This window comes from Nonomuraea sediminis (genome assembly GCF_018531495.1).
GTDB classification, from domain to species: Bacteria; Actinomycetota; Actinomycetes; order Streptosporangiales; family Streptosporangiaceae; genus Nonomuraea; species Nonomuraea sediminis.
Window position 1 is genome coordinate 246416 of the sequence record NZ_JAHDTI010000002.1, and the last position, 20512, is coordinate 266927.

The 20512-nt window shown below is 71.5% G+C and carries 20 protein-coding genes; 8 read left to right on the forward strand and 12 right to left on the reverse strand.

Translation table 11 applies throughout. The annotated features are described in order from the left end of the window. Window positions 1–2: 2 nt before the first annotated feature. The 7 genes from KIK09_RS09300 to KIK09_RS09330 form a co-directional block, all read right to left on the reverse strand. Window positions 3–1061, reverse strand: coding sequence for a hypothetical protein (locus KIK09_RS09300; RefSeq protein ID WP_214318320.1), 1059 nt, complete (start codon window positions 1059–1061; stop codon window positions 3–5). Between the two features lie 159 nt (window positions 1062–1220). Further along, complete coding sequence (locus KIK09_RS09305; RefSeq protein WP_214318321.1) at window positions 1221–2369, reverse strand: type III PLP-dependent enzyme domain-containing protein; 1149 nt, start codon at window positions 2367–2369, stop codon at window positions 1221–1223. Then, window positions 2369–4069 carry an endo alpha-1,4 polygalactosaminidase gene (locus KIK09_RS09310; protein WP_214318322.1) on the reverse strand — a complete coding sequence of 567 codons (1701 nt, stop codon included), beginning with the start codon at window positions 4067–4069 and terminating at the stop codon, window positions 2369–2371. The genes KIK09_RS09305 and KIK09_RS09310 overlap by 1 nt, the downstream gene beginning before the upstream one ends. A 65-nt stretch (window positions 4070–4134) precedes the next feature. Continuing rightward, window positions 4135–4944, reverse strand: coding sequence for a carbohydrate ABC transporter permease (locus KIK09_RS09315; RefSeq protein WP_214318323.1), 810 nt, complete (start codon window positions 4942–4944; stop codon window positions 4135–4137). Further along, on the reverse strand, window positions 4944–5876 hold the full coding sequence (locus KIK09_RS09320; RefSeq protein ID WP_214318324.1) for a carbohydrate ABC transporter permease: 933 nt from the start codon (window positions 5874–5876) through the stop codon (window positions 4944–4946). The genes KIK09_RS09315 and KIK09_RS09320 overlap by 1 nt, the downstream gene beginning before the upstream one ends. Then, window positions 5876–7165, reverse strand: coding sequence for an ABC transporter substrate-binding protein (locus tag KIK09_RS09325; protein WP_214318325.1), 1290 nt, complete (start codon window positions 7163–7165; stop codon window positions 5876–5878). Before KIK09_RS09325 ends, KIK09_RS09320 begins: the two co-directional genes overlap by 1 nt. Window positions 7166–7240: 75 nt before the next feature. Further along, window positions 7241–8014 (reverse strand): IclR family transcriptional regulator, encoded by a 774-nt coding sequence (locus tag KIK09_RS09330; protein WP_214318326.1) that lies wholly within the window; start codon window positions 8012–8014, stop codon window positions 7241–7243. Between the two features lie 74 nt (window positions 8015–8088). On the opposite strand from KIK09_RS09330, the gene KIK09_RS09335 reads away from it, so the two are divergent. From KIK09_RS09335 to KIK09_RS09355, 5 genes are all read left to right on the forward strand, one after another. Next, entirely contained in the window at window positions 8089–8844 is a 756-nt protein-coding gene (locus KIK09_RS09335; protein ID WP_214318327.1) for an SDR family NAD(P)-dependent oxidoreductase, read from the forward strand. Window positions 8845–8923: 79 nt separating this feature from the next. Continuing rightward, window positions 8924–9865 carry a zinc-dependent alcohol dehydrogenase gene (locus KIK09_RS09340; protein WP_214318328.1) on the forward strand — a complete coding sequence of 314 codons (942 nt, stop codon included), beginning with the start codon at window positions 8924–8926 and terminating at the stop codon, window positions 9863–9865. Window positions 9866–9876: 11 nt separating this feature from the next. Next, complete coding sequence (gene melA / locus KIK09_RS09345; RefSeq protein ID WP_214318329.1) at window positions 9877–11166, forward strand: alpha-galactosidase; 1290 nt, start codon at window positions 9877–9879, stop codon at window positions 11164–11166. Continuing rightward, window positions 11163–12206, forward strand: a complete 1044-nt coding sequence (locus KIK09_RS09350; protein ID WP_214318330.1) for an amidohydrolase family protein — start codon at window positions 11163–11165, stop codon at window positions 12204–12206. Before melA ends, KIK09_RS09350 begins: the two co-directional genes overlap by 4 nt. After that, a complete protein-coding gene (locus KIK09_RS09355) occupies window positions 12196–13023 on the forward strand; it encodes an SMP-30/gluconolactonase/LRE family protein (protein WP_214318331.1) in 828 nt (275 codons plus the stop codon). The genes KIK09_RS09350 and KIK09_RS09355 overlap by 11 nt, the downstream gene beginning before the upstream one ends. Here the strand turns inward: KIK09_RS09355 and KIK09_RS09360 are convergent. The 3 genes from KIK09_RS09360 to KIK09_RS09370 are packed head-to-tail and all read right to left on the reverse strand — an operon-like array spanning window position 12974 to window position 16373. Beyond that, window positions 12974–15409 (reverse strand): ABC transporter permease, encoded by a 2436-nt coding sequence (locus tag KIK09_RS09360; protein WP_214318332.1) that lies wholly within the window; start codon window positions 15407–15409, stop codon window positions 12974–12976. The genes KIK09_RS09355 and KIK09_RS09360 overlap by 50 nt on opposite strands. Beyond that, window positions 15406–16152, reverse strand: a complete 747-nt coding sequence (locus tag KIK09_RS09365) for an ABC transporter ATP-binding protein (RefSeq protein WP_214318333.1) — start codon at window positions 16150–16152, stop codon at window positions 15406–15408. The genes KIK09_RS09360 and KIK09_RS09365 overlap by 4 nt, the downstream gene beginning before the upstream one ends. Further along, the gene (locus tag KIK09_RS09370; protein WP_214318334.1) at window positions 16149–16373 is read right to left on the reverse strand and encodes a hypothetical protein; all 225 of its coding nucleotides are present in this window, start codon (window positions 16371–16373) and stop codon (window positions 16149–16151) included. The genes KIK09_RS09365 and KIK09_RS09370 overlap by 4 nt, the downstream gene beginning before the upstream one ends. A gap of 109 nt (window positions 16374–16482) precedes the next feature. On the opposite strand from KIK09_RS09370, the gene KIK09_RS09375 reads away from it, so the two are divergent. Beyond that, complete coding sequence (locus KIK09_RS09375) at window positions 16483–17688, forward strand: sensor histidine kinase (RefSeq protein WP_308163994.1); 1206 nt, start codon at window positions 16483–16485, stop codon at window positions 17686–17688. Next, window positions 17676–18314 (forward strand): response regulator, encoded by a 639-nt coding sequence (locus KIK09_RS09380; RefSeq protein WP_214318336.1) that lies wholly within the window; start codon window positions 17676–17678, stop codon window positions 18312–18314. Before KIK09_RS09375 ends, KIK09_RS09380 begins: the two co-directional genes overlap by 13 nt. A 2-nt stretch (window positions 18315–18316) precedes the next feature. Here KIK09_RS09380 and KIK09_RS09385 read toward each other — a convergent pair whose 3' ends face one another. Beyond that, entirely contained in the window at window positions 18317–18856 is a 540-nt protein-coding gene (locus KIK09_RS09385; protein ID WP_214318337.1) for a DinB family protein, read from the reverse strand. An 11-nt stretch (window positions 18857–18867) separates the two neighbouring features. Further along, window positions 18868–19425, reverse strand: coding sequence for a TetR/AcrR family transcriptional regulator (locus KIK09_RS09390; RefSeq protein WP_214318338.1), 558 nt, complete (start codon window positions 19423–19425; stop codon window positions 18868–18870). Window positions 19426–19516: 91 nt separating this feature from the next. Here KIK09_RS09390 and KIK09_RS09395 point away from each other — a divergent pair, with 91 nt between their 5' ends. Beyond that, window positions 19517–20506, forward strand: coding sequence for an agmatine deiminase family protein (locus tag KIK09_RS09395; protein WP_214318339.1), 990 nt, complete (start codon window positions 19517–19519; stop codon window positions 20504–20506). Window positions 20507–20512: the final 6 nt, after the last annotated feature.

Here is a 20512-nt window from a genome sequence, read left to right on the forward strand (position 1 = left end):
GCCTAGACGCGGACCCGCCGCTCGCCCGCACCGGCCACCCGCTCCGACCGGCCATGACGGTCGCCGCCGCGCTCCTCGCTCCGCGCGAGCCGGCCGCTTGCGCTCCTGCGAGCCCGTGCGCGGGCCGTGACGAGCACCAGCACGGCGGCCGCCGTCACCAGCCCGGCGAGACCGGCCGCGGCCTGCAGCGTCAGGGCGTCGGGGTGGATGAGGGCCTGACCGCGCCGTGCCTGCCAGAGCGTCAGCGCGATGAGCCCGGCGTAACCGGCCGCGGCGACGACCACGAGCAGGGTGCGGGTGACCGTACCCGCGAGCAGGGTGAAGCGGCGCGACAGCAGGCGCAGGCCGATCGCGAGCAGCGGGATCACCTGCAGGGCGTGCAGGCCGACGAAGTGCGCCACCCGCAGGTCGCCGGCGCCGGTCTCCCAGCCGGTGACCGGCATCCCCGGGCCGCCGTCGGGCGCGCCGACGCTGTGCGCGCCGATCGTGGTCAGGCGCAGCCCGGCGGCCAGGCCGTGCGCCTGGTCGGGGGTGGGCGCGGTCATCAGGTAGCCGATGGACATGCCCGCCAGCGAGATGGCGAGCCCGAGCGGGATCGCCCAGGACATCGCCCGGTCCACCCGCCGCTGCGCCACCAGCAGGATCCCCATCCCGAACGTCAGCAGCCAGCCCAGGTAGGCGGCCCCGCCCATGACCATGAACACGGTCTGGTCGAACCCGGTCTCGAAGTTGAAGTGGCTGCGCACGCCGCGCGCCGCCTGGAGTGTGATGGACGCGATCTCCGGCGTGACGAACCCCGCCACGGTCACGGTCCCCAGCCACCACAGCGTCCGGCGCCACCGCCCGGCCTGCCCGATCATCCACGCCAGCGTCGCCGCGTAGAGGCCGAGCGAGACGGCGAACTTGAACGGCTTGAGCCACACGCCCTGCCCCAGCACCTCCCGCCCGTCGACCACCAGCCCGACAAGGCTGACGAGGGCCAGCACCCCCATCACCGCCGCACACCCGACAAGCGGCCCATGCCACGCCCCCGTGGCCTTCCTGCGTACCCAGGCACCCATGACGCCTCCTTCACATCGCCTGGGCACAACCCTCCCGCCCACCGGCAACGCGAACCAGAGACCCGATCACCACCCACCCATGACGTCGTCACGAACCAGACAGAAGGGGAGGGCCGGGATCTCGCACCGTCCCGGAAAAGCGGTGCGGGATCCCGGGTGTTAGAAGTATGTCCGGATTAGGTCGACGACGGTGTCGTTCTCGTCTGCCACCAGGAGGGTTCGCCATTTGTCGAAGGCGGTGCAGGGGTGGGAGACGCCGAAGCGGAGCAGGTCTCCGGGGGTGAGGGTGATTCCAGGAGGGACGTCCAGTTGGGCGTGGTGGTCGTTGACCGTTCGGACTTTGAGGTCGGGGTGGTCCAGTGAGACGGGGAGGTCGATGTCGTAGGGGGCCTCTCGTTTGCCCATGAGGGCGTAGGCGACGCCCGGTTCGGGGACCGACAGGACGGGCGCCCAGAGTTCGAGGGCCGCGTGGATCGGGCCGTGCGCGGTCAGGCGCTGGAAGGGCGTGAGGCGCTGGTAGTAGCCGTGGTCGTGGCTGACGTAGGCGCCACTGCGGATGACGAGCTGACCGTCGCCCGCGAGGTGGTCGGCCACCAGGTCGAACCAGATGCTGCCGCCCGCGCTGATGACGAACTCGTCCTCGGCGTGGGGCGCGACCGCCCTGGCCGCCTCGCGGAGCGATTTGAGGTAGCAGATCACCTCCTCGGCGTCCGCGATGCCGCCCTCGTAGCCGGAGATGCCCGCTACCCTGACCCGGCCGGCCGCGTAGGCGGCCAGGGCGGCTGCCTCCTCGACGGACCTGACGCCGGTACGGCCGCCCGGGTACCCGACGTCGATCAGCACCCGGATCCCGGTGCCCGCGAGCAGGTCGACGCCCGCCCGCGAGTCCACCAGGCACAGGAAGTCGACGGGCTCGCCGGCGATCCACGCCGCCAGGCGCCGGTCCACCAGCTCGTTGGCCAGCAGGATCCGCTCGACGCCGAAGCTGCGGCAGGCCCTGACCTGGCTGGGCGTGGCCGCGGTGATGCCCCAGGCGCCCGCCTCCAGCTGCTGCTTGAACAGGGCGGGCGCCATCGTGGTCTTGCCGTGCGGGGCGAGCAGCACGCCGCGCCGGGCGCAGAAGTCGGCCAGCGCGGCGATGTTGGCCGAGACCGCCGCCCGCCGCAGCACCATGAACGGCGGCGTGAAGGGGCCGTCGTGCAGGCTGTGGCGGGCGGCGGCGAACTCGGCGAAGCTCACCGGTTCACCCGGCCAGTGGATGCCGGTGGTCCTGGCATCCACATACTCGGTCGGGATCGTCAGTGGCATCAGCGGCAGGGGCGGTAGGGCTGGGAGAACAGGGTGGCGTCCTTGTTCTTGTGGATGGAGTTGAAGTTGAGGCCGTTGGCGGTGGCGCAGCGCCCGGAGGCGGTGTCGTTGGTGTTGCTGCTCATGGTGTACTCCACCTGGAGGACGGCCTTGCCCGCGCCGGTGAACTGGCTGTAGTCGCCGCACTCGCTGTACTGGACGCACTGCTCGTTGATCGCGAAGTCGAAGTCGCCGACCAGGTCCGAGATCTGCGAGATGTCGTTCTTCAGCGCCACGGACATGCCGTGCCGGTGCGCCATGGCCGCGAGCGCCTTGTTGTAGATCAGCTGGGTGGCGGCGGTGATGTTCCAGCCGGTCGTGTTCTGGCCGTCCTCGTAGGTGTTGACGACGTCGAACTCGACCGCGTCGAAGCCGGCCTGCTCGCAGAGCGTCACGCGCTTCTCCATGCGCTGGAGCATGAAGTCACGCTGACCGACGTTGTTGTTGATGTTGGCGTAGGACTCGTTCGTGAACCCGGGGTACGGCTTGCCGATGAGCTGGTGGTTGTGCGCGTTGTCCCAGTCGACGGCTTCCTGGTAGTCGGGGCGGAAGTTCTCGATACCCCCGGCGTCGACGTAGCAGATCGCGTGCCCGCCGTTGGCGTGGATCGCGTTGACCGCGGCCGTGTCGACGGTGTGGTTGTTGCCGGAGACCAGCTCGTCGACGTACAGGTCGATGTCGAAGACGCTCGGCTTGACGCACGAGCCCCCCGTGTACGGCACGGCACAGATGTTGACGTCGATGCCGCCGGTCGAGGCGAAGGCGGTGTCGCCCTGGAGCTGGTACTGCCAGCGGCTGTTGAGCGCCGGCTTCCACATGGTGCCGCCACCGCCGCCGGAGGTGGTGGTCGCAGTCACGGCGCTCGAGGCGGCCGACTCGTTGCCCGCGGCGTCCAGCGCCTTGACGGTGAAGCTGTAGGAGGTGGAGGCGGCCAGGCCGGTCACGGTGGCGCTGGTCGAGGTGACCGTGGCGGCCACGGCCCCGTCCTTGAGCACCTCGTAGCCGGTGACGCCCACGTTGTCGGTGGAGGCGTTCCACGACAGCGAGGCCGAGCTCGCGGTCGTGCCGGTGACGGCCAGGCCGGTCGGCGTCGAGGGCGGCGTGGTGTCGCTGGAGGACCCGCTCGTGACCGTGACGGCCTCGTAGTCCACGTCGGCGCTGTCGGAGGTGTTGTTGGCCGCCAGCCGGACCCGGATCGAGCCGGTGCTGGAGACGAACCCACCGCCGGCGCTGAACGTCAGCAGCTTCCACGAGCCCCAGGAGGGCGCGCCGGCGTTCGTGCCGATCTGCGTCCAGCTGCTGGTCGCCCAGTCGTACAGCGACCAGGTCCACGTCTGCTGGGCCGCGGCGGGGCCGAGGTAGTTGGCGTCCACCTGGATCCCGGTGACGCTCGACGGCGGCACGGAGGCGGGCACCGTGTAGGTGCGGTAACCGGCATAGGCGCTGCTGCCGGAGGGCGAGAACTCCACGTACTTGGCGTAGGTGTTCTGCGTTCCGCTCTGGTCCCTGACCGCCAGGTTGGAGACCGGTTGCCCGCTCCCGGTGACCCCCGAGGTGGTGGTCATCGAGACGGGCGCGAGCGTGGTGGTGGCGGCCTGTGCGGGGGTCGCCGAGGATAACCAGGCCGCGAGTACGGCTGCCGCTACCAGGGCGGCCTTCATCCGGGTATGGTTCACCATTGTCCTTCCATTGTGCGGAATCGGTTTCCATACAGATGGCACGGGAATCACCCCTTGAGGCCGCTGAAGGTCATGGTGGCCACGAACTGGCGCTGGGCCAGCACGAACCCGAGGATCAGCGGCATGGTGGCCACCACGTTCCCCGCCATCAGCAGCGACCAGCTGGTCCGCCGAGCGCCGTGGAAGGTGGTCAGGCCGACCTGCAGGGTGAAGGAGTCCTGGTCGCTGATGGCGATCAGCGGCCAGATCAGGTCGTTCCACGACCCGAGCAGAGTGAAGACGGCCAGCGTGGCCAGTGCGGGCTTGGCCAGCGGCAGCACGATCCGCCAGAAAACCCCGAACCGCCCGCACCCGTCGATGCGCCCGGCGTCCTCCAGCTCGGCGGGCAGCGACAGGAAGAACTGCCGCATCAGGAAGATGCCGAAGGCCGAGGCCAGCCACGGCACGAACGCGGCGGCCAGCGTGTCGACGATGCCGATCCGGGCGAACATCAGGTAGGTCGGGATCATCAGCAGCTGCGGCGGGATCATGATCGTGGCCAGGATCCCGAAGAAGCCCAGGTTGCGACCGGGGAACTTGAGCCGGGCGAACCCGTAGCCGGCCAGCGAGCACAGCACCAGGTGCGACACGATCGAGATCGTCGACACGATCACGGTGTTCAGCAGCCAGTGCAGGATCGGCGTCTCCTGGAACAGGCCGATGTACCCCTCCAGGTGCAGGCTGGTCGGGATCAGCCCCGGCGGGAAGCGGTTGATCTCCGCGTCGCTCATGAACCCGGTCAGCAGCATCTGCACCAGCGGGAACAGGAAAAGCAGCGCCAAGGGCATCAGCAGCAGGTGCCACCGGCTGAAGCGCATCAGAACGCACCCACCTTGCTCCGCCGGGAGTACAGCACCATGCCGCCCGTGATCAGCAGTGTGATCACGAACAGCGTGTAGGCCACGGCCGAGCCGTACCCGTAGCGCTGGCCCTGGAAGGCGGTCTTGTAGATGTAGTAGACGATGGTCTGGGTCGCGCTGAGCGGCCCGCCGCGGGTGGTGGTGTACACCAGGTCGAACAGTTGCAGCGCGGTGATCGTCTGCCACACGGCGGTGAAGACGGTGACGGGGCCGAGCTGGGGCAGCGTGACGTGGCGGAAGACCCGCAAGGGGGTGGCGCCGTCGACCACGGCGGCCTCGACCAGCGTCTTGGGGATGTCCTGCAGCGCGGCCAGGTAGACGACCGCGGTGAAGCCGATCTGGCCCCACAGCGCGATCACCACGATGACCGGCATGGCCTGTGCGGGACTCTCCAGGTACTGCTGGGCCGGCAGGCCGACCCTGCGCAGGACCTCGTTGGCGGCGCCGAACTGCGGGTTGAACACGAAGCTGGCCAGGATGCCGGTGGCGGCGGCCGAGGCGACGAACGGCACGAAGATGGCCGTGCGGTAGAAGCCGATCAGCCGGATCTTCCTGTTCAGCGCGACCGCCACGACCATGCCGATGATGATCGAGGCGGGCACGAACAGCGCGGTGAACAGCAGCGTGTGCTGGACCGACGAGATCACGTTGGGGTCCTGGAGCATGCGCTCGTAGTTGCCCCAGCCCACGTCGACGGGGTCGGTGATGCCGTTCCACTTCGTGCGCGAGATGAAGAACGCCCAGACCGCGGGGAACAGCGACAGCCCGGCGATGACCAGGCAGGCGGGGCCGATGAAGGCCCAGCCGGTGAGCGCGTTCCTGCCGCGCTTGCCCGTGGCCTTCCTGTGGCCGCGGACGGCGGTGCGGACGATGGTCTCCGAGGTCGCCATCACTGTGCCAGCGCTTCCGTCGACTTCTTGGCCGCCGTGTCCAGCGCCGCCTTCGGGTCGGCCGCGCCCTGCAGCACCTGGGAGACCGCGTCGCCGACGTACTGCGACAGCTCGACGTAACCGGGGACCGTCGGCCTGGGCTGCTTGGCGTTGGCCAGGTTCTCGACGAACTTCTGGGCGCCGGGGAAGTCCTTGACGAACTTCTGGTAGGCCTGGGTGGTCTTCTCCGAGTCTCGCAGCGGCAGGTTGCCGTTGACCAGGCTGTTGCGGCCGTCGGTGTCCTTGCCGGTCAGCCAGATCACGAAGTCGCGGGCGGCCTTGGCGCGGTTGGGGTCGTCGTGGTCGTACAGGGTCCACAGGTCGGGGCCCGAGATGGTCTGGTGGTCGCCGTTGACGCCGGGCAGGAAGGCCACGCCGTAGTCGAGCTTGCGCTGCTTGATGTCGTACATCTGCCAGGGCCCGGTGATCAGCATGCCTACCCTGCCGTCGAGGAACAGCGGGCCGAACTTCTCGTCGGTCTGGTCGAGGTACATGGACTTGTCGGTGACGGCCATGTCGCGCAGGAACGTCAGCGCCTGGACTCCCGCGTCGGAGTTGAACTGCGGGGTCTTGCTGTCCTTGCTGAGGATGGCGCCGCCGTGCTGCCACAGCAGCGGCCACAGCATCCACGTGGTGTTTTCGCTGCCGGAGACCGGGTAGGCCGTGCCGTACACATTGGTCGCGTGGTTGGTCAGCTTCTTGGCCGCCGCGCGGAAGTCGTCCCAGGTCCAGTCGTCCGTGGGGTAGGCGAGCTTGGCCTGGTCGAACAGCTTCTTGTTGTAGATGATCCCGAGGTTGTCCACGACCGCGGGCAGGCCGATGACCTTGCCGTCGACCGTGGCGGTGGCCCTTGCGGCCGCGGGGAACTCCTGCCAGCCGAGCTTGGGGTCGGCGACCTCGGAGCTGATGTCCTGAGTCCTGCCGCTCTGGGCGAGCTGGGTGGCCCAGCTGCCGTAGGCGTAGGAGATGTCGGGATGCGTGCCGCTGACGAAGGCCGCGGACAGCTTGGTGAGCAACTCGTCCGTGGTGGGCGCGCCCGCCGAGACCTTGATGGTCACGTTCGGGTGGGCCTTCTGGTAGTCGGCGGCGAGGGCTTCCAGCAGCTTCTCCGCGTCCTCTGCCTGCCCGGTCCACCAGGTGATGGTCACCGGGGCGTTGGGGTCCGCCGCTTTCTTCCCGCTCGAACAGCCGGCGAGAACCAGGGCGGCCACGGTCATGACGGCCAGGGGCCGCGGAAATGCCAAGGCCATTGTTCGACCTTTCCGTATGCCGGAAACCAATTCCAGTCATTAGGAAAGCAGGGCCGGATCCGCGGTGTCAAGGTGTCACTCGCCGGAGGCCAGCGGATCGTCCTGCTCGGCGACCACCCTGGCCAGGGTCTCGGCGGCGGCGGCCAGCTTCTCGGTGGGGAAGCGGCTCTTCGGCGCGGTGACGCTGATCGCGGCCAGCGGCGTGGGACGCCCGAGGAACACCGGTACGGCGGCGCAGCGCACGCCCTCCTCGTTCTCCTCCATGTCGAGGGAGTAGCCCGCGGCGCGGATGCGGCGCATCTCCTCGGCCAGCTTGGCCGGCGAGGTGATGGAGTGGCGGGTCCTGCCCTGCAGCGGCTGGTAGCTGCGCGCCCACAGGGCGATGGCCTCGTCCGTCGGGTACGTCCAGGCCAGCAGCGCCTTGCCGACGCCGGTGGTGTGCGCGGGGTTGCGCCCGCCGATCACCGAGGTCATCCGGATCGGGTGGTTGGCCTCGACCTTGTCGACGTAGACGACCTCGCCGCCGTCGAGCACGGCCATGTGCACGGTCTCCTGCAGCTCCTTGCGCAGGCGCAGCAGCAGCGGGTGGACCAGGGCGCGCAGGTCGAGGTTCTCGCTGTAGCGGAAGGCGATCGCGAGCATCTCGGTGCCCAGGAAGTAGGGCCCGTTCGGCTCCGGCTGCGCGGCGAAACCGCGATGGCGCAGCGCGCTGAGCAGGCGGTGCAGCGAGCTGCGCGGGATGCCGGAGCTGGTGGCCAGCTCCTCCAGGGTGACACCCTGGCCGTTGCCCGCCAGCAGCTTGAGGATGCGTAGAGCTCGGTCGACGCTTTCGACCGGCGAGGACTTCATCCGACTCTCCTGGTAGGGGATTTCGCTAGGCGGAATCCTATCCACGGACGGGGGAGGGTTGCTACGGTCGCGCAATGCGTGGACTGACTGGCAAGGCAGTGCTGATCTCCGGCGGGAGCAGCGGCATCGGTGAGGCGGCCGCGGCGCGCTTCATCGCCGAGGGCGCCCGGGTCTATCTGTGCGGGGTGGACGCCGAGCAGGTGGCCGAGGTGGTCGACCGGCTGGGCGTGGCGGGCGGCACGGTCTGCGACGTAAGCCTTCCCGAGGACGTCGAACGGCTGGTCGAGGCGGCCGAGGCCGCGCTCGGCGGGATCGACGTGCTCATCAACAACGCCGGCGTGGCCTGGCGCGAGCCGTTCCTGGAGATCACCGCCGAGCACTGGGACCGGCTGATGGCGGTCAACCTGCGCGGGATGTTCCTGGTCGCCCAGGCGGTGAGCAGGCGCATGGTGGACCGCGGCACGGGCGGCGCGATCGTCAACATGGCCTCGACCAACGGGTTGAAGGGCGAGGGCGACTACGCCCACTACAACGCCTCCAAGGGCGGGGTGCTGCAGCTGACCAGGACGATGGCGGTCGAGCTCGGACGGCACGGCATCCGGGTGAACGCCGTGTGCCCCGGCTACATCAGCACGCCGCTCAACGCCCAGATCGCCGCCTCGCTCGGCGAGGACTTCGTGGCCGCCTACGCCCGCGACCAGATCCCGCTCGGGCGCACGGGCCTGGCCGAGGAGGTGGCCGCGGCCTATGCCTTCCTGGCCTCCGACGAGGCCTCCTTCGTGCACGGCGCCGAGCTCGTCATCGACGGCGGGCAGCTGGCGGTCATGTAGCTCGCACCTTTGGGACACCCCTTGACCCGTTCCAATCCGTAGCCATAATACGGAATAGCATTCCGTATGATGGAAGGTGATGATGAGAGCTCTGGTCTTCACCGGTCCGGGCGTCGTCGAGCTCGACGACGTGGCCGATCCGGTGGTCGGGTCCGATGAGGTTCTCCTGCACGTGGCCGCCGCCGGGATCTGCGGCAGCGAGCTGCACGGCGTCAAGACACCCGGCTTCCGCGTCCCGCCGCTGATCATGGGGCACGAGCTGGCGGGCACGACCGACGCCGGCGATCCCGTCGTGGTCAACCCGATCCTGTCGTGCGGGCGGTGCGACCTGTGCCTGCGCGGGCTGCGCCAGATCTGCCGGGAGCGGCAGATCATCGGCGTGCACCGTTCCGGCGGGTTCGCCGAGCGGGTGTCCGTGCCCGCGACAGCCGTACGGCCGCTGCCGTCCGCCCTCGACTGGGAGCGGGCGGCGATCGTGGAGCCCGCGGCGAACGGCGTGCACGCGTGGTCGCTGTCCGGCCGGCCCGAGGGCGGCACGGTGGGCATCATCGGCGCGGGCGCGATCGGCCTGGTGTGCCTGGCGGTGGCCCTGGCCAAGGGGGCGGCCAGGGTGGAGGTCGCCGACCGGGCGGCCTCGCGCCTTGAGGCGGCCGCCCGGCTCGGCGCGCACGCGACGGGCCCCGCGCTGACCGGCGAGTACGACGTGGTCTTCGACGCCGTGGGCACGCCGGAGACCCACCGGCAGGCCGTCGAACGGCTGCGGCCGGGCGGCACCACGGTCTGGCTGGGCCTGGCGAACCCGGAGGCGGGATTCGACGCCTCGGGACTGGTGCGGACCGAGAAGCGGATCATCGGTTCGTTCGCCTACACCGACGAGGAGTTCGAGGAGGCGGTCGGCCTCGTCGCAGACTGGGAGCTGCACTGGGTGCGCAGCTATCCGCTGGACGAGGGCGCGAAGATCTTCACGAACCTGATGGAGGGCGGCGACAGTCCCATCCGGGCACTGCTTCGCCCGAATTGAGAGGAGAGGGCATGCCGAGGATTGTGTTCATGGGCGCGGGGAGCGTGGAGTTCACCAAGAACCTCCTCTCTGACCTGCTGTCGATGGAGTTCGCCGACTCCGCGACGATCGTCTTGCACGACATCGACGCCGAACGGCTCGAGACCGCCACGGCCATGGCGCGCTGGATGGTGGACAAGCTGGGCAGAGGGACGCGGATCGAGTCCCGCACCGACCGCAGGGCCGCCGTGGAGGGCTCCGACTATGTGATCAACGAGATCGCGGTGGGCGGGTTCAACGCCACGAAGACCGACTTCGACGTGCCCGCGCGGTTCGGGGTGCGGCAGACGATCGCCGACACGCTCGGCATCGGCGGGATCTTCCGTGCCCTGCGCACGATCCCGGTGATGGTCGCCCTGGGTCACGACCTGGCCGAGCTGGCGCCCTCCAGCATGCTGATCAACTACACCAACCCGATGTCGATGATCCCGCGCGCGGTCTATGAGGGCTCGCCGTTCAAGCGGGTCGTGGGCGTGTGCCACTCGGTGCGTGACACGCAGGCCCGCCTGGCGGGCCTGGTCGGGCTGCCGGTGGAGGAGGTCGCCTTCCAGACGGCCGGCGTCAACCACCAGGCGTTCGTGCTGCGCTTCGAGCACCGCGGCGAGAACCTCTACCGGCGGCTTGACGAGGTGATCGAGGCCGACCCCGAGCTGCGCCGAACGGTCCGCGTCGCGGTCTACCAGGCCTTCGGCCACTTCCCGACCGAGTCAAGCGAGCACGGCTCGGAGTACCTGCCCTGGTTCCTGCACCGTGACGACCAGATCGCCGAGCACCGCATCCCGGTGGGCGTCTACCTGGAGTGGTCGCAGGAGAACCTGGACACCTACGACGAGGCCAAGCGCGCCCTGGCGGCGGGCGAGGGCGTCGAGATCGAGCCCACCTCCGAGCTGGCCTCGGAGATCATCCACTCGATCGAGACGGGCACCCCGCGCGTGCTGCACGCCAACCTGCGCAACGGCGGCCTGATCACCAACCTGCCCGCCGACGCGTGCGTCGAGGTGCCGTGCCTGGTGGACAGGGCGGGCGTGCAGCCCACCCGCATCGGCGACATGCCCGCGCAGCTGGCCGCGCTGAACCGCAACTTCCTCAACGTCGGCGAGCTGACGCTCAGGGCGGCGCTGGAGGGACGCCGTGACCACGTCTACCACGCGGCCATGCTCGACCCGAACACCGCGGCGACGCTGTCGCTGACGGAGATCAGGCAGCTGGTCGACGCCATGATCGAGGCGCACGGCGACCTCCTGCCCGCGGGAATCCGATGAGGCTCGCCGACTACCGTCCCATCGCCCAGGTGGTGACCGAGGTCCACGAGGTGGCGCGCGCCGCGCACCCGGTCGTGGACGCGCACACCCACCTGGGCCGCTGGCTGACCGGTGACGGCCGCTGGATGGTCCCGTCGGTGGGCGACCTGCTCGCCATGCTGGACGCCGCGGGCGTCACCGCGATGGTCAACCTGGACGGCCGCTGGGGTGGCGAGCTCGAGGCCAACCTCGACCGCTACGACCGCGCCCACCCGGGCCGGTTCGTCACCTTCTGCCACGTCGACCTGACCGAGCTGAAGGTGCCCGGCTTCGGCGAGCGGATGGCCGCCTCGCTGGCCGCCTCGGCCCGCGCCGGGGCGGCGGGACTGAAGGTGTGGAAGGACCTGGGCCTGCACGCCCGCGACCACCGCGACGAGCTGGTCCTGCCCGACGACGTACGGCTGGCGCCGGTGTGGCGGGCGGCGGCCGAGCTCGGCCTGCCCGTCTGGATCCACACCGCGGACCCGGTGGCCTTCTTCGAGCCGGCCGACCAGCGCAACGAGCGTTTCGAGCAGCTGGTCGCGCACCCGGAGTGGTCCTTCGCCGACCCCCGCTTCCCGCGCTTCGAGCGGCTCATCGCCGCGCTCGAGGGCCTGGTGGCCGCCAACCCGGACACCACGTTCGTGGGCGTGCACGCCGGCTGCTACCCGGAGAACCTGGGCTGGGTCGGCCGGATGCTCGACACGTATCCCAACTTCCACATCGACATCGCCGCCCGCCTGGCCGAGCTCGGCCGCGTCCCGCGCGCCACCAGGGCCTTGATCCTCCGGCACCCGGACCGGGTACTGTTCGGGACGGACGACTTCCCGCCCGCAGCGGACACGTACGCCACCCACTTCCGCTTCCTGGAGACCGCCGATGAGGCCTTCCCTCACTCCGCCGAGGACCCTCCGCTGATGGGCCGCTGGACGATCAGCGGCCTCGACCTGCCCGCCGCGGAGCTGCGCGCGCTCTACCGCGACAACGCCGTCCGCCTGATCCCCAAGCTCCATGCGTACTGAGGTCGCCTACGAGCTCGGCGCGGAGCTCGGTGAGGGCCCGACCTGGGACGCGCGCACCGGGCGGCTGATCGTCGTGGACATCCTGCGCAGCCGGGTGCACCAGCTCTCCCCCGGCGGCGACCAGGTGCTGCAGACCGGGCAGCACGTGGGCGCCGCCAAGCCGCGCGCCGGCGGCGGGCTGGTGGTCAACCTGCGCGACGGCGTCGGCTGCTACTCGCCCGACGGCGTGTTCAGCTGGCTGGCCGAGTGGCCGGTGCCCGGCAGGCGCGGCAACGACGCGGCCGTGGACCCCTGGGGCCGGCTGTGGGCCGGGACCATGCGCTACGACGAGGGCGAGAACGGCGGCTGCCTGTACCGGGTGGGCGAGACGATCGACCTCATCACCGGCGCCACGGTCAGCAACGGCATCGCGTGGAGCCCGGACAACCGGCTGATGTACTACATCGACAGCCACACCCGGCGCATCGACGTCTTCGACGTGGACGCCGACACGGGGCTGGTGCGTGATCGCCGTACCTTCGCCACGGTGGACACCGGCTTCCCCGACGGGATGACGGTCGACGCCGACGGCTGCCCGTGGGTGGCGGTGTGGGACGGCTCCGCCGTACACCGCTACACCCCGGACGGGCGGCTCGACCGGGTGGTGGAGGTGCCCTGCGCCCGTCCGACGGCCTGCACGTTCGGTGGCGCCGACCTGCGCGACCTGTACATCACCACGGCCACGATCGGCCTGGACGATCCCGGCCCTTACGCCGGGTCGGTGCTGGTCATCCCAGGCGCGGGCCAGGGCCTGCCATCCCCCGCCTTCGCGTGGTGAGCGCGTAGGCGAGCCAGACCACCGCGGCGACCATCAGCGTGAAGGCGGGCGCCGCCCACCAGGGGCCCGCCGGCCAGGGGCGGCCGAGGAAGCCGACGCTCAGCATGCCGAGCGGCACCGCGGACAGCGCCAGGCCCGAGCCCGCCGCCAGGACCGCGATCACCAGGGCCTCCCAGCGGACCATCCGGGCCAGCTGGCCCGGGGTGGCGCCCAGGCGGCGCAGCGCGCGGAACTCCGCGCGCCTGGCCATGGTGGTCACCACCAGCCGGTTGGCCACCGCGACCAGCACGTATCCGAGCAGCACGAACAGCACGACCAGGTTGACCACGACCTCGGCGGGCACCGTCCCCGCCGACGCCCACGGCAGCCCGGGTGACGGCCGCGTGCCCGGCCAGCGGGCCAGCACGGCGTCCACGTTCGCGCCGGCCGGCCGTACCAGGATCGCGGAGGCCAGCCCGGTCGTCGTGTGGCCCGCGGCGAGGTCGCGGGAGACCACCACGGGGCCGAAGCCCAGCGCGCGCCGGTAGGTGGCCACCACGCGCGCCTTGACCGGCAGGCCGTCGCCCATGACCAGCTCGCGGGTCTCGCCGACCTGACCCAGCCGCGCGTCCAGCGCGATCGCCGGCCCGCGCAGCGCGCCCAGCGAACCGCCCGCGAGGTCCAGGCCGACCAGGCCGTCCGCGTCGGGGCCGAGCACCAGCGCCGACCGCGCGTCCAGCCCCGGCTCGTCGCCGAAGGCGAGCCCGCGCGTGAGCACGCTGGTCGTCGCCACCTCGGCCACCCCCGACACGCCAGGTACGGCCCGCAGCTCGGCGGCCAGCCCGTGCGGGATGCCGCCGAGCCCGGCGGCGGTGACGACCCGCAGCCCGCGCAGCCCCGCCGCCACCTCGTCGGCCTTGGCCGCCATCACGGTGGTCTGGCTGTAGGTGAAGCTGACGCCCAGCGAGACCACCATCCCCAGCGCGGCGATCGCCCCCGCCGTCCTGAGCGCGTAGCCACGCGTGTTCCGTACTGCCAGCCACAGCATCGCCGAGACCCGGTCGGGCAGCCGTTCGGCGAGCAGGCCGGTCAGCACCTGGACGAGCCGGGGCCCGGCGAGCGCCAGACCGATCACCGCGAGCAGCGCCGCGTTGGCCGGCCCGATCACGGCCACCTCCGCGCGCAGCAGCAGCGGCACCACCGACAGCACCCCGGCGGCCAGCATCAGCAGCAGCCCGGCCCCGGTCCGCGCCCGGGACGGCTCGCGCGGCTCGCTGCGCGACTCGGCCACGCTCGCCACCGGCGACATGCGCGAGACGCGCAGCGCGGCGGTCCACGCCGCCACCCGCACCACGCCGGCCAGCAGCAGCACGGCCGCCACGGCGGGCAGCGGGCCGTAGGTCAGCGGCAGCTCAGCGGGCAGCACGCCCTTGGCGACGAGCAGGTCGCCGAACCGTCCTGCCAGGTAGTAGCCGAGCAAGGCGCCGGGGATCATCCCGGCCCCTGCGGCCACGAACCCCTGGATCGCGACCAGCCGCCTGACCTGGCGCGGGGTGGCACCGGCCGCGCGCAGCAGGGCCAGGTCGCGGCGTTGCCCGTTGACGGCCAGCGACAGCGTGCCGCCGACCACGAAGCCGACGACCAGCAGGCTGATGCCGCCGATGGAGCCCGCCAGCGCGATCAGCAGCCCGCGCGCCGCGGCCGTGCCCGGCGCCTCGGCGTCGCCCTTGAACCGCCCCGCGGCCACCTGGTAGCGCTCGCCGAGCAGCCCGGCCAGCCGCCCGGTCACCGTCTCGACGCTCGTGCCCGGGGCGAGGCGCAGCGCGACGAGGTCGACCGTGTTCGCCCTGCCTCTCAGCTCGGCGGCGACGGCGTCGGCGAAGTACATGCCGGGCGCGTCCACCAGTGCGGTCACCCGGTAGGTGCCGGGGCGACCCGCCACGACCAGGCGCACCTCGTCGCCGACCCTGCCGCGCGGGAGTGCCACCTCACCGGGTCCACCGGGTGGCCGCCCTTCCCGTACGCGTCCGGCGAGTCCGGCCGACGACCAGCCGTGTCCGGCCGAGGCGGGATCGCCTGTCGAGGGCCCGGTGATGGCGGCGGCGGGGAAGCTGAGGTCGCCCACCGCGCTCGCCACCCCTGGCACCCGGGCCAGCCGGGTGACCAGGGACGCGGGCACCGTGGCCCGTTCGGGCAGCGCCACCGGCAGGTCCTCCTTGCGCGGCACGGACTGCCGGGCGGCGACCACGAGGTCGGCATGCTCCAGGCGCTGGGCGGTCACGCTTGACCGCAGCCCTGACTCCACGATCACGCCGGTGCCCGTGACCAGCGCCATTCCGCCCAGCAGGGCGAGGAACACCGCCACCAGCCCGCCGATCCTGGCCAGGGCGAGCGAGGTCCTGATCATGCCGGGTCCCCGAGCAGGCGCATCCCGGCCTCGCCGGTGAGGTGGGCCAGCCGTACCGCCAGTTCGTCGGCGGAGGGCTCGTGCAGGAGGTCCACCACCCTGCCGTCCACCATGACCAGCGTCTGGTGGGCGCGTGCGGCGGCGAGCGGGTCGTGCGTGACCATGATCACGGTCTGGCCCAGCTCGTCGACCAGTTCGCGCAGCAGGTCGAGCACCCGGGAGGCGCTGGCGCGGTCGAGGGCGCCGGTGGGCTCGTCGGCGAAGACGACGTCCGGGCGGGCGGCCAGGGCGCGGGCGATCGCGGCGCGCTGCTCCTGGCCGCCCGACAGCTCGGCGGGCCGGTGGTGGAGCCTGTCGCGCAGGCCCACCCGGTCGATCAGCTCCCCCAGCCAGGCCCGGTCAGGGCGGATGCCGGCCAGGCGGAGGGTCAGCGTGATGTTCTCCTGGACGTCGAGGGCGGGCAGCAGGTTGTAGGACTGGAAGACGAACCCGACGTGCCGCCTGCGCAGCTCGGTCCGTCTGGTCTCCGACAGGCGGGCCAGGTCCACGCCGCCGATCACGACCGAGCCCGAGGTGGGCGGGTCGAACCCGGCGGCGCAGTTGAGCAGCGTGCTCTTGCCCGATCCTGACGGGCCCATCACGGCCACGAACCGGCCGCGCGGGAAGTCGAGCGTGACCTCGTCGAGCGCGCGGACCCCGCCGAAGATCCTGGTGACCTTGTCCAGGGTGACGGCGGCCGTCATGGTCGGCCCGACCTGACGTGGTGGACGATGAGGCTCACGACGCAGGCGACCGCGACCAGCCCCGAGCCGAGGCCCACGAACAGGCCGCCACCGCCGATCGTGTTGGCCACGACGTTGATCGCCACGGCGACCACAAGAACGGTCCACAGCAGCGCGCGCAGCGCCCAGGGCTTGCGCGCCGGCTCCGGGCGGCGGGCTTCGATACGGTACGGGTCATTCATACCGAGCACCCTAGAAAGCCCTTCTACCTGGGGAAATCCCGTCACCTGGCCAACGGTGGTAGTGCTGGCTGGAATGTCGAGGACCTGGTCAGCCACCTACAGTGTGGGCGTGACTCGTGACGCCTTCGAGGCGCTGGACCGCCTCGCGGGCGGGCTCGGCACCGCTCTGCTCGCCCTGGGGATGCTGCTGTTGTGGCCGATCGTCGGGGCCGCGTGCCTGATCGGCGTCGGCCTGCCGATGCTGCCGCCGATGCTGTCCATGACACGTTCCCTGGCCGAGCGGGAGCGGGCCAGGCTGGGCCGCTGGGGCGATCCGGTGGTCAGCCCGTATCCGGAGGCCTGGCCGGCCAAGGGCTGGCACGCCGACCCGGCGACCTGGCGGGATCTGAGCTGGCTCGCCGTGCACGGCCTGGCCGGGCTGGTGCTCGGCCTGGTGGGGATCGCGCTGCCGATCACCGGGCTCCGCGACGTGACGTTCCCGCTGTGGTGGCGGCTGCTGCCCGCCGGGGAGGCGGGCTCGTCGCTGGGCATCCCGGTGTCCGGCTGGCCGGGGGTGCTGGCGGTGTGCCTGTCCGGGGTGGGGTGGTTGGTGGCGGCCGCCCTGCTCGGGCCGCCGATGGCGCGGCTGCAGTCGCTGCCCGGGCGGCGGCTGCTCGCCCCGCATCCCTCCGTCGACCTTTCCGAGCGGGTCGCCAGGCTGACGGCCACCCGGGCGGGCGCCCTCCGGGCACACGCGGCCGAGCTGCGCAGGATCGAGCGCGCGCTGCACGACGGGTCGCAGAACCGGCTGGTGGCGGTCGTGGTGATGGTCGCGGCGGCCAGGCGGGCGCTCGAGCGCGAACCGGCCGGCGCCGCGCCGGCGCTGGATCGGGCGCAGGCCGCGGCCGAGCAGGCGCTGGCCGAGCTGCGCGGTGTGGTGCGCGGCATCCTGCCGCCGATCCTGGAGGACCGCGGCCTGCCCGGGGCGCTGAGCGCGCTGGCGGCCGGATGCACGGTCCCCTGCGAGCTGCGCGTCGGCGAGCTCGGGCACCTGCCGCTGTCGTTGGAGACGACCGCCTATTTCGCCGTGGCCGAGGCGCTGACCAACCTGGCCAGGCACAGCGACGCCACGCGGGCGCTGGTCGAGCTGTCCAGGCGCGGCGAACTGCTGCGGATCGTGGTGGAGGACGACGGCCGCGGCGGAGCGCGCGAAGGTGAGGGGTCGGGGCTGGCCGGGATCCGCCGCCGCGTCGAAGCGCACGACGGCGCCCTCACCGTGACCAGCCCGGAAGGCGGGCCGACCAGGATCGAGGTGGAACTACCGTGCGCATCGTGATCGCCGAGGACGACGCCCTGCTCCGCGAGGGGCTGGCGCTGCTGCTCGGGGGCGAGGGGTTCGAGGTGGCCGCGGCCGTGGCCGGGCCCGCGGAGTTCCTGGCCGCCGTGACCGAGCACCGGCCCGACGTGGCGGTGGTGGACGTGCGGATGCCGCCGACCCACACCGACGAGGGGATCAAAGCGGCGGTGGAGGCCAGGAGGGTGCACCCTGAGCTGGCCGTACTGGTGCTGTCGGCCTATGTCGAGCAGGCCTTCGCCACCGAGTTGCTGGCCGACGGCGTGCAGGGGGTGGGTTACCTGCTCAAGGAGCGGGTGGGACGGGTCAAGGAGTTCATGGACGCGCTCGAGCGCGTGGCGGCCGGTGGCGTGGCGATCGATCCCGAGGTGATCGCGCAGCTGTTCACCCGCCGCCAGGGGCCGCTCGACCGGCTGACTCCGCGGGAGCGGGAGGTGCTCGCGCTGATGGCCGAGGGGCTGGGCAACGCCGTGATCGCCGAACGGCTGGTGATCACCGAGGGGGCGGTGCACAAGCACATCAGGAGCATCTTCGACAAGCTGGACCTGGCGCCGACCGACCGGGTGAGCCGCCGGGTGACCGCGGTGCTGCGGTATCTGGAGGGGTGAGGCTACTCCCCCGTCCGGCCGTCGACGGATTCACGGATGAGGTCGGCGTGGCCGTTGTGGCGGGCGTACTCCTCGATCATGTGCAGCAGGATCCAGCGCAGGCTGGGTGAGCGGCCGTCGGGCCAGCCGCGGCGCGCGAGCCGGTCGAGGCCGCCGTCGGCCAGGGCCTCGGCGACCAGGGCGCGGGAGCGTTCGACGGTGTCCTGCCAGAGCGTGAACAGCTCCTCGGGCGAATCGTCGGCGGCCGAATTCCAGTCCCAGTCGGGGTCGGACTTCCAGTCGACGGTGTCCCACGGCGGCTGGGGGTCGTGCCCGTGCAGCCACTCGGAGAACCAGTCCTCCTCGACGAGCGCCAGGTGCTTGAGCATCCCGCCGAGGGTCATCGTCGAGGCTCCGACCGTCGCCCTGAGGCCTTCGGCGTCCAGCCCCGAGCACTTCCACGCCAGGGTGGCGCGCTGGTAGTCGAGGAAGCTCAGGATGCTGTCGACCTCGCCGGCCGCCAGCGGCGGCTCGGGACGGCCGTGCTCATCCACGTCGGTCATGACCAGCGAGTCTAGCCCGCGTCTCCCAGCTCGAGCGCGATGCCGCCGCGCAGCAGCTCGCGTGCCCGCTCCAGCGTGATCGAACCGCTGAGCCAGCGCTCGCTCAGCCCCTCCACCAGCGCGGTGAGCCGCTCCGCCGCATCGGCGGAGGCATCGGGGCGCACCCCCTTGACCAGCTCCGCGATGTCCTCGACCCATCGCCGGGTGGACAGGCTCAGCTGCTCGCGCAGGTCGGGATCGAAGATGGCGCTGGCCCGCAGCTCCCCCCAGGCGGTGCTGTTCTCCCGCACGGACGGCTCGTCCTGCAGCTCGAGCAGCAGCGTCTGCTCCAGGATCGCGCGCGGCTCCCCCGCGGGGGTCACGCCCGCGGCCGTGTAACGGTCGGCGCGGTCGTTGATGAACTCCAACGTACGGCGCAGCAGCCCGGCCCTGTCGCCGAAGTGGTAGTAGATCAGCGCCGTGGAAACGCCGGCCTCCGCGGCCAGCTCCTCGACCCGGAGCCCGCGCACGCCCTTGCGGGCGATGCACCGGGTGGCCGCTTCGAGGATCGCCGTCTGTCGATCTGACACATCGCCCCCTTGACCAAATCTTCAGTCAGCCCTCACCATAGCAGGCACGCGAGACTGACTGAAATTTCAGTCAGGAGGAGGTGCAGGAAAGATGCGAATGCCCGCAGAGTGGTCCGCGCACGAGCGCTGCCTGATGGCCTGGCCCACCCGTGAGGACCTGTGGGGAGACGTCCTGGCCGAGGCCAGGGCCGAGTACGCCGCCGTCGCCAGAGCGGTCGCCGCCTTCGAGCCGGTCACCATGGTGGCCCTGCCCGACCAGGTCGAGCAGGCACGCGCGGCCTGCGGCGAGGGCGTCGAGGTGATCACCCTGCCCATCGACGACTCCTGGCTGCGCGACTCGGGCCCGATCATCATCCGGGGCGACGACGGCCGGCGGGCCGGCGTGGACTTCCGCTTCAACTCCTGGGGCGAGAAGCACTCCCCCTGGGACGCCGACGACCGCGTCACCGCGGCCCTGCTGGACCGGCTCGGCATCGAGGCCGTCCGCTCCGAGATGGTGCTGGAGGGCGGCTCGATCACCGTCGACGGCGAGGGGACCCTGATCACCACCGAGCAGTGCCTGCTCCACCCCAACCGCAACCCCGGCTGGACCCGCGAGGAGATCGAGCGCGAGCTGAAGACCAGGCTCGGCGTGGAGAAGGTGATCTGGCTGCCGTACGGCGGCCTGGAGGACCGCGAGACCGACGGCCACGTGGACGGCGTCTGCGCCTTCACCGCGCCGGGCTCGGTGCTGGTCTCGGTCCCGTCCGACCCCGACCACCCCGACTACGCCAGGATGCGGGCCAACCTGGCCGTGCTCGAGGCCTCGACCGACGCCCGCGGCCGCGGGCTGCGGATCACGCAGCTGCCGCAGAGCGCGTTCGTGCCCGTGGACGGCGTGCGGACCGAGGTCGGCTACCTGAACTTCTACGTCGCCAACGGCGGCGTGGTCGTGCCGGTGGCCGGAGTGCCCGACGACGAGGGCGCGCTGGCCGTGATCGCCGAGGCGTTCCCCGACCGCAAGGTCGTCGGGGTCCGCACGCCCACCATCGCCTTCGGCGGAGGCGGCGTGCACTGCATCACCCAGCAAGTTCCCGCGTAAGGGGGC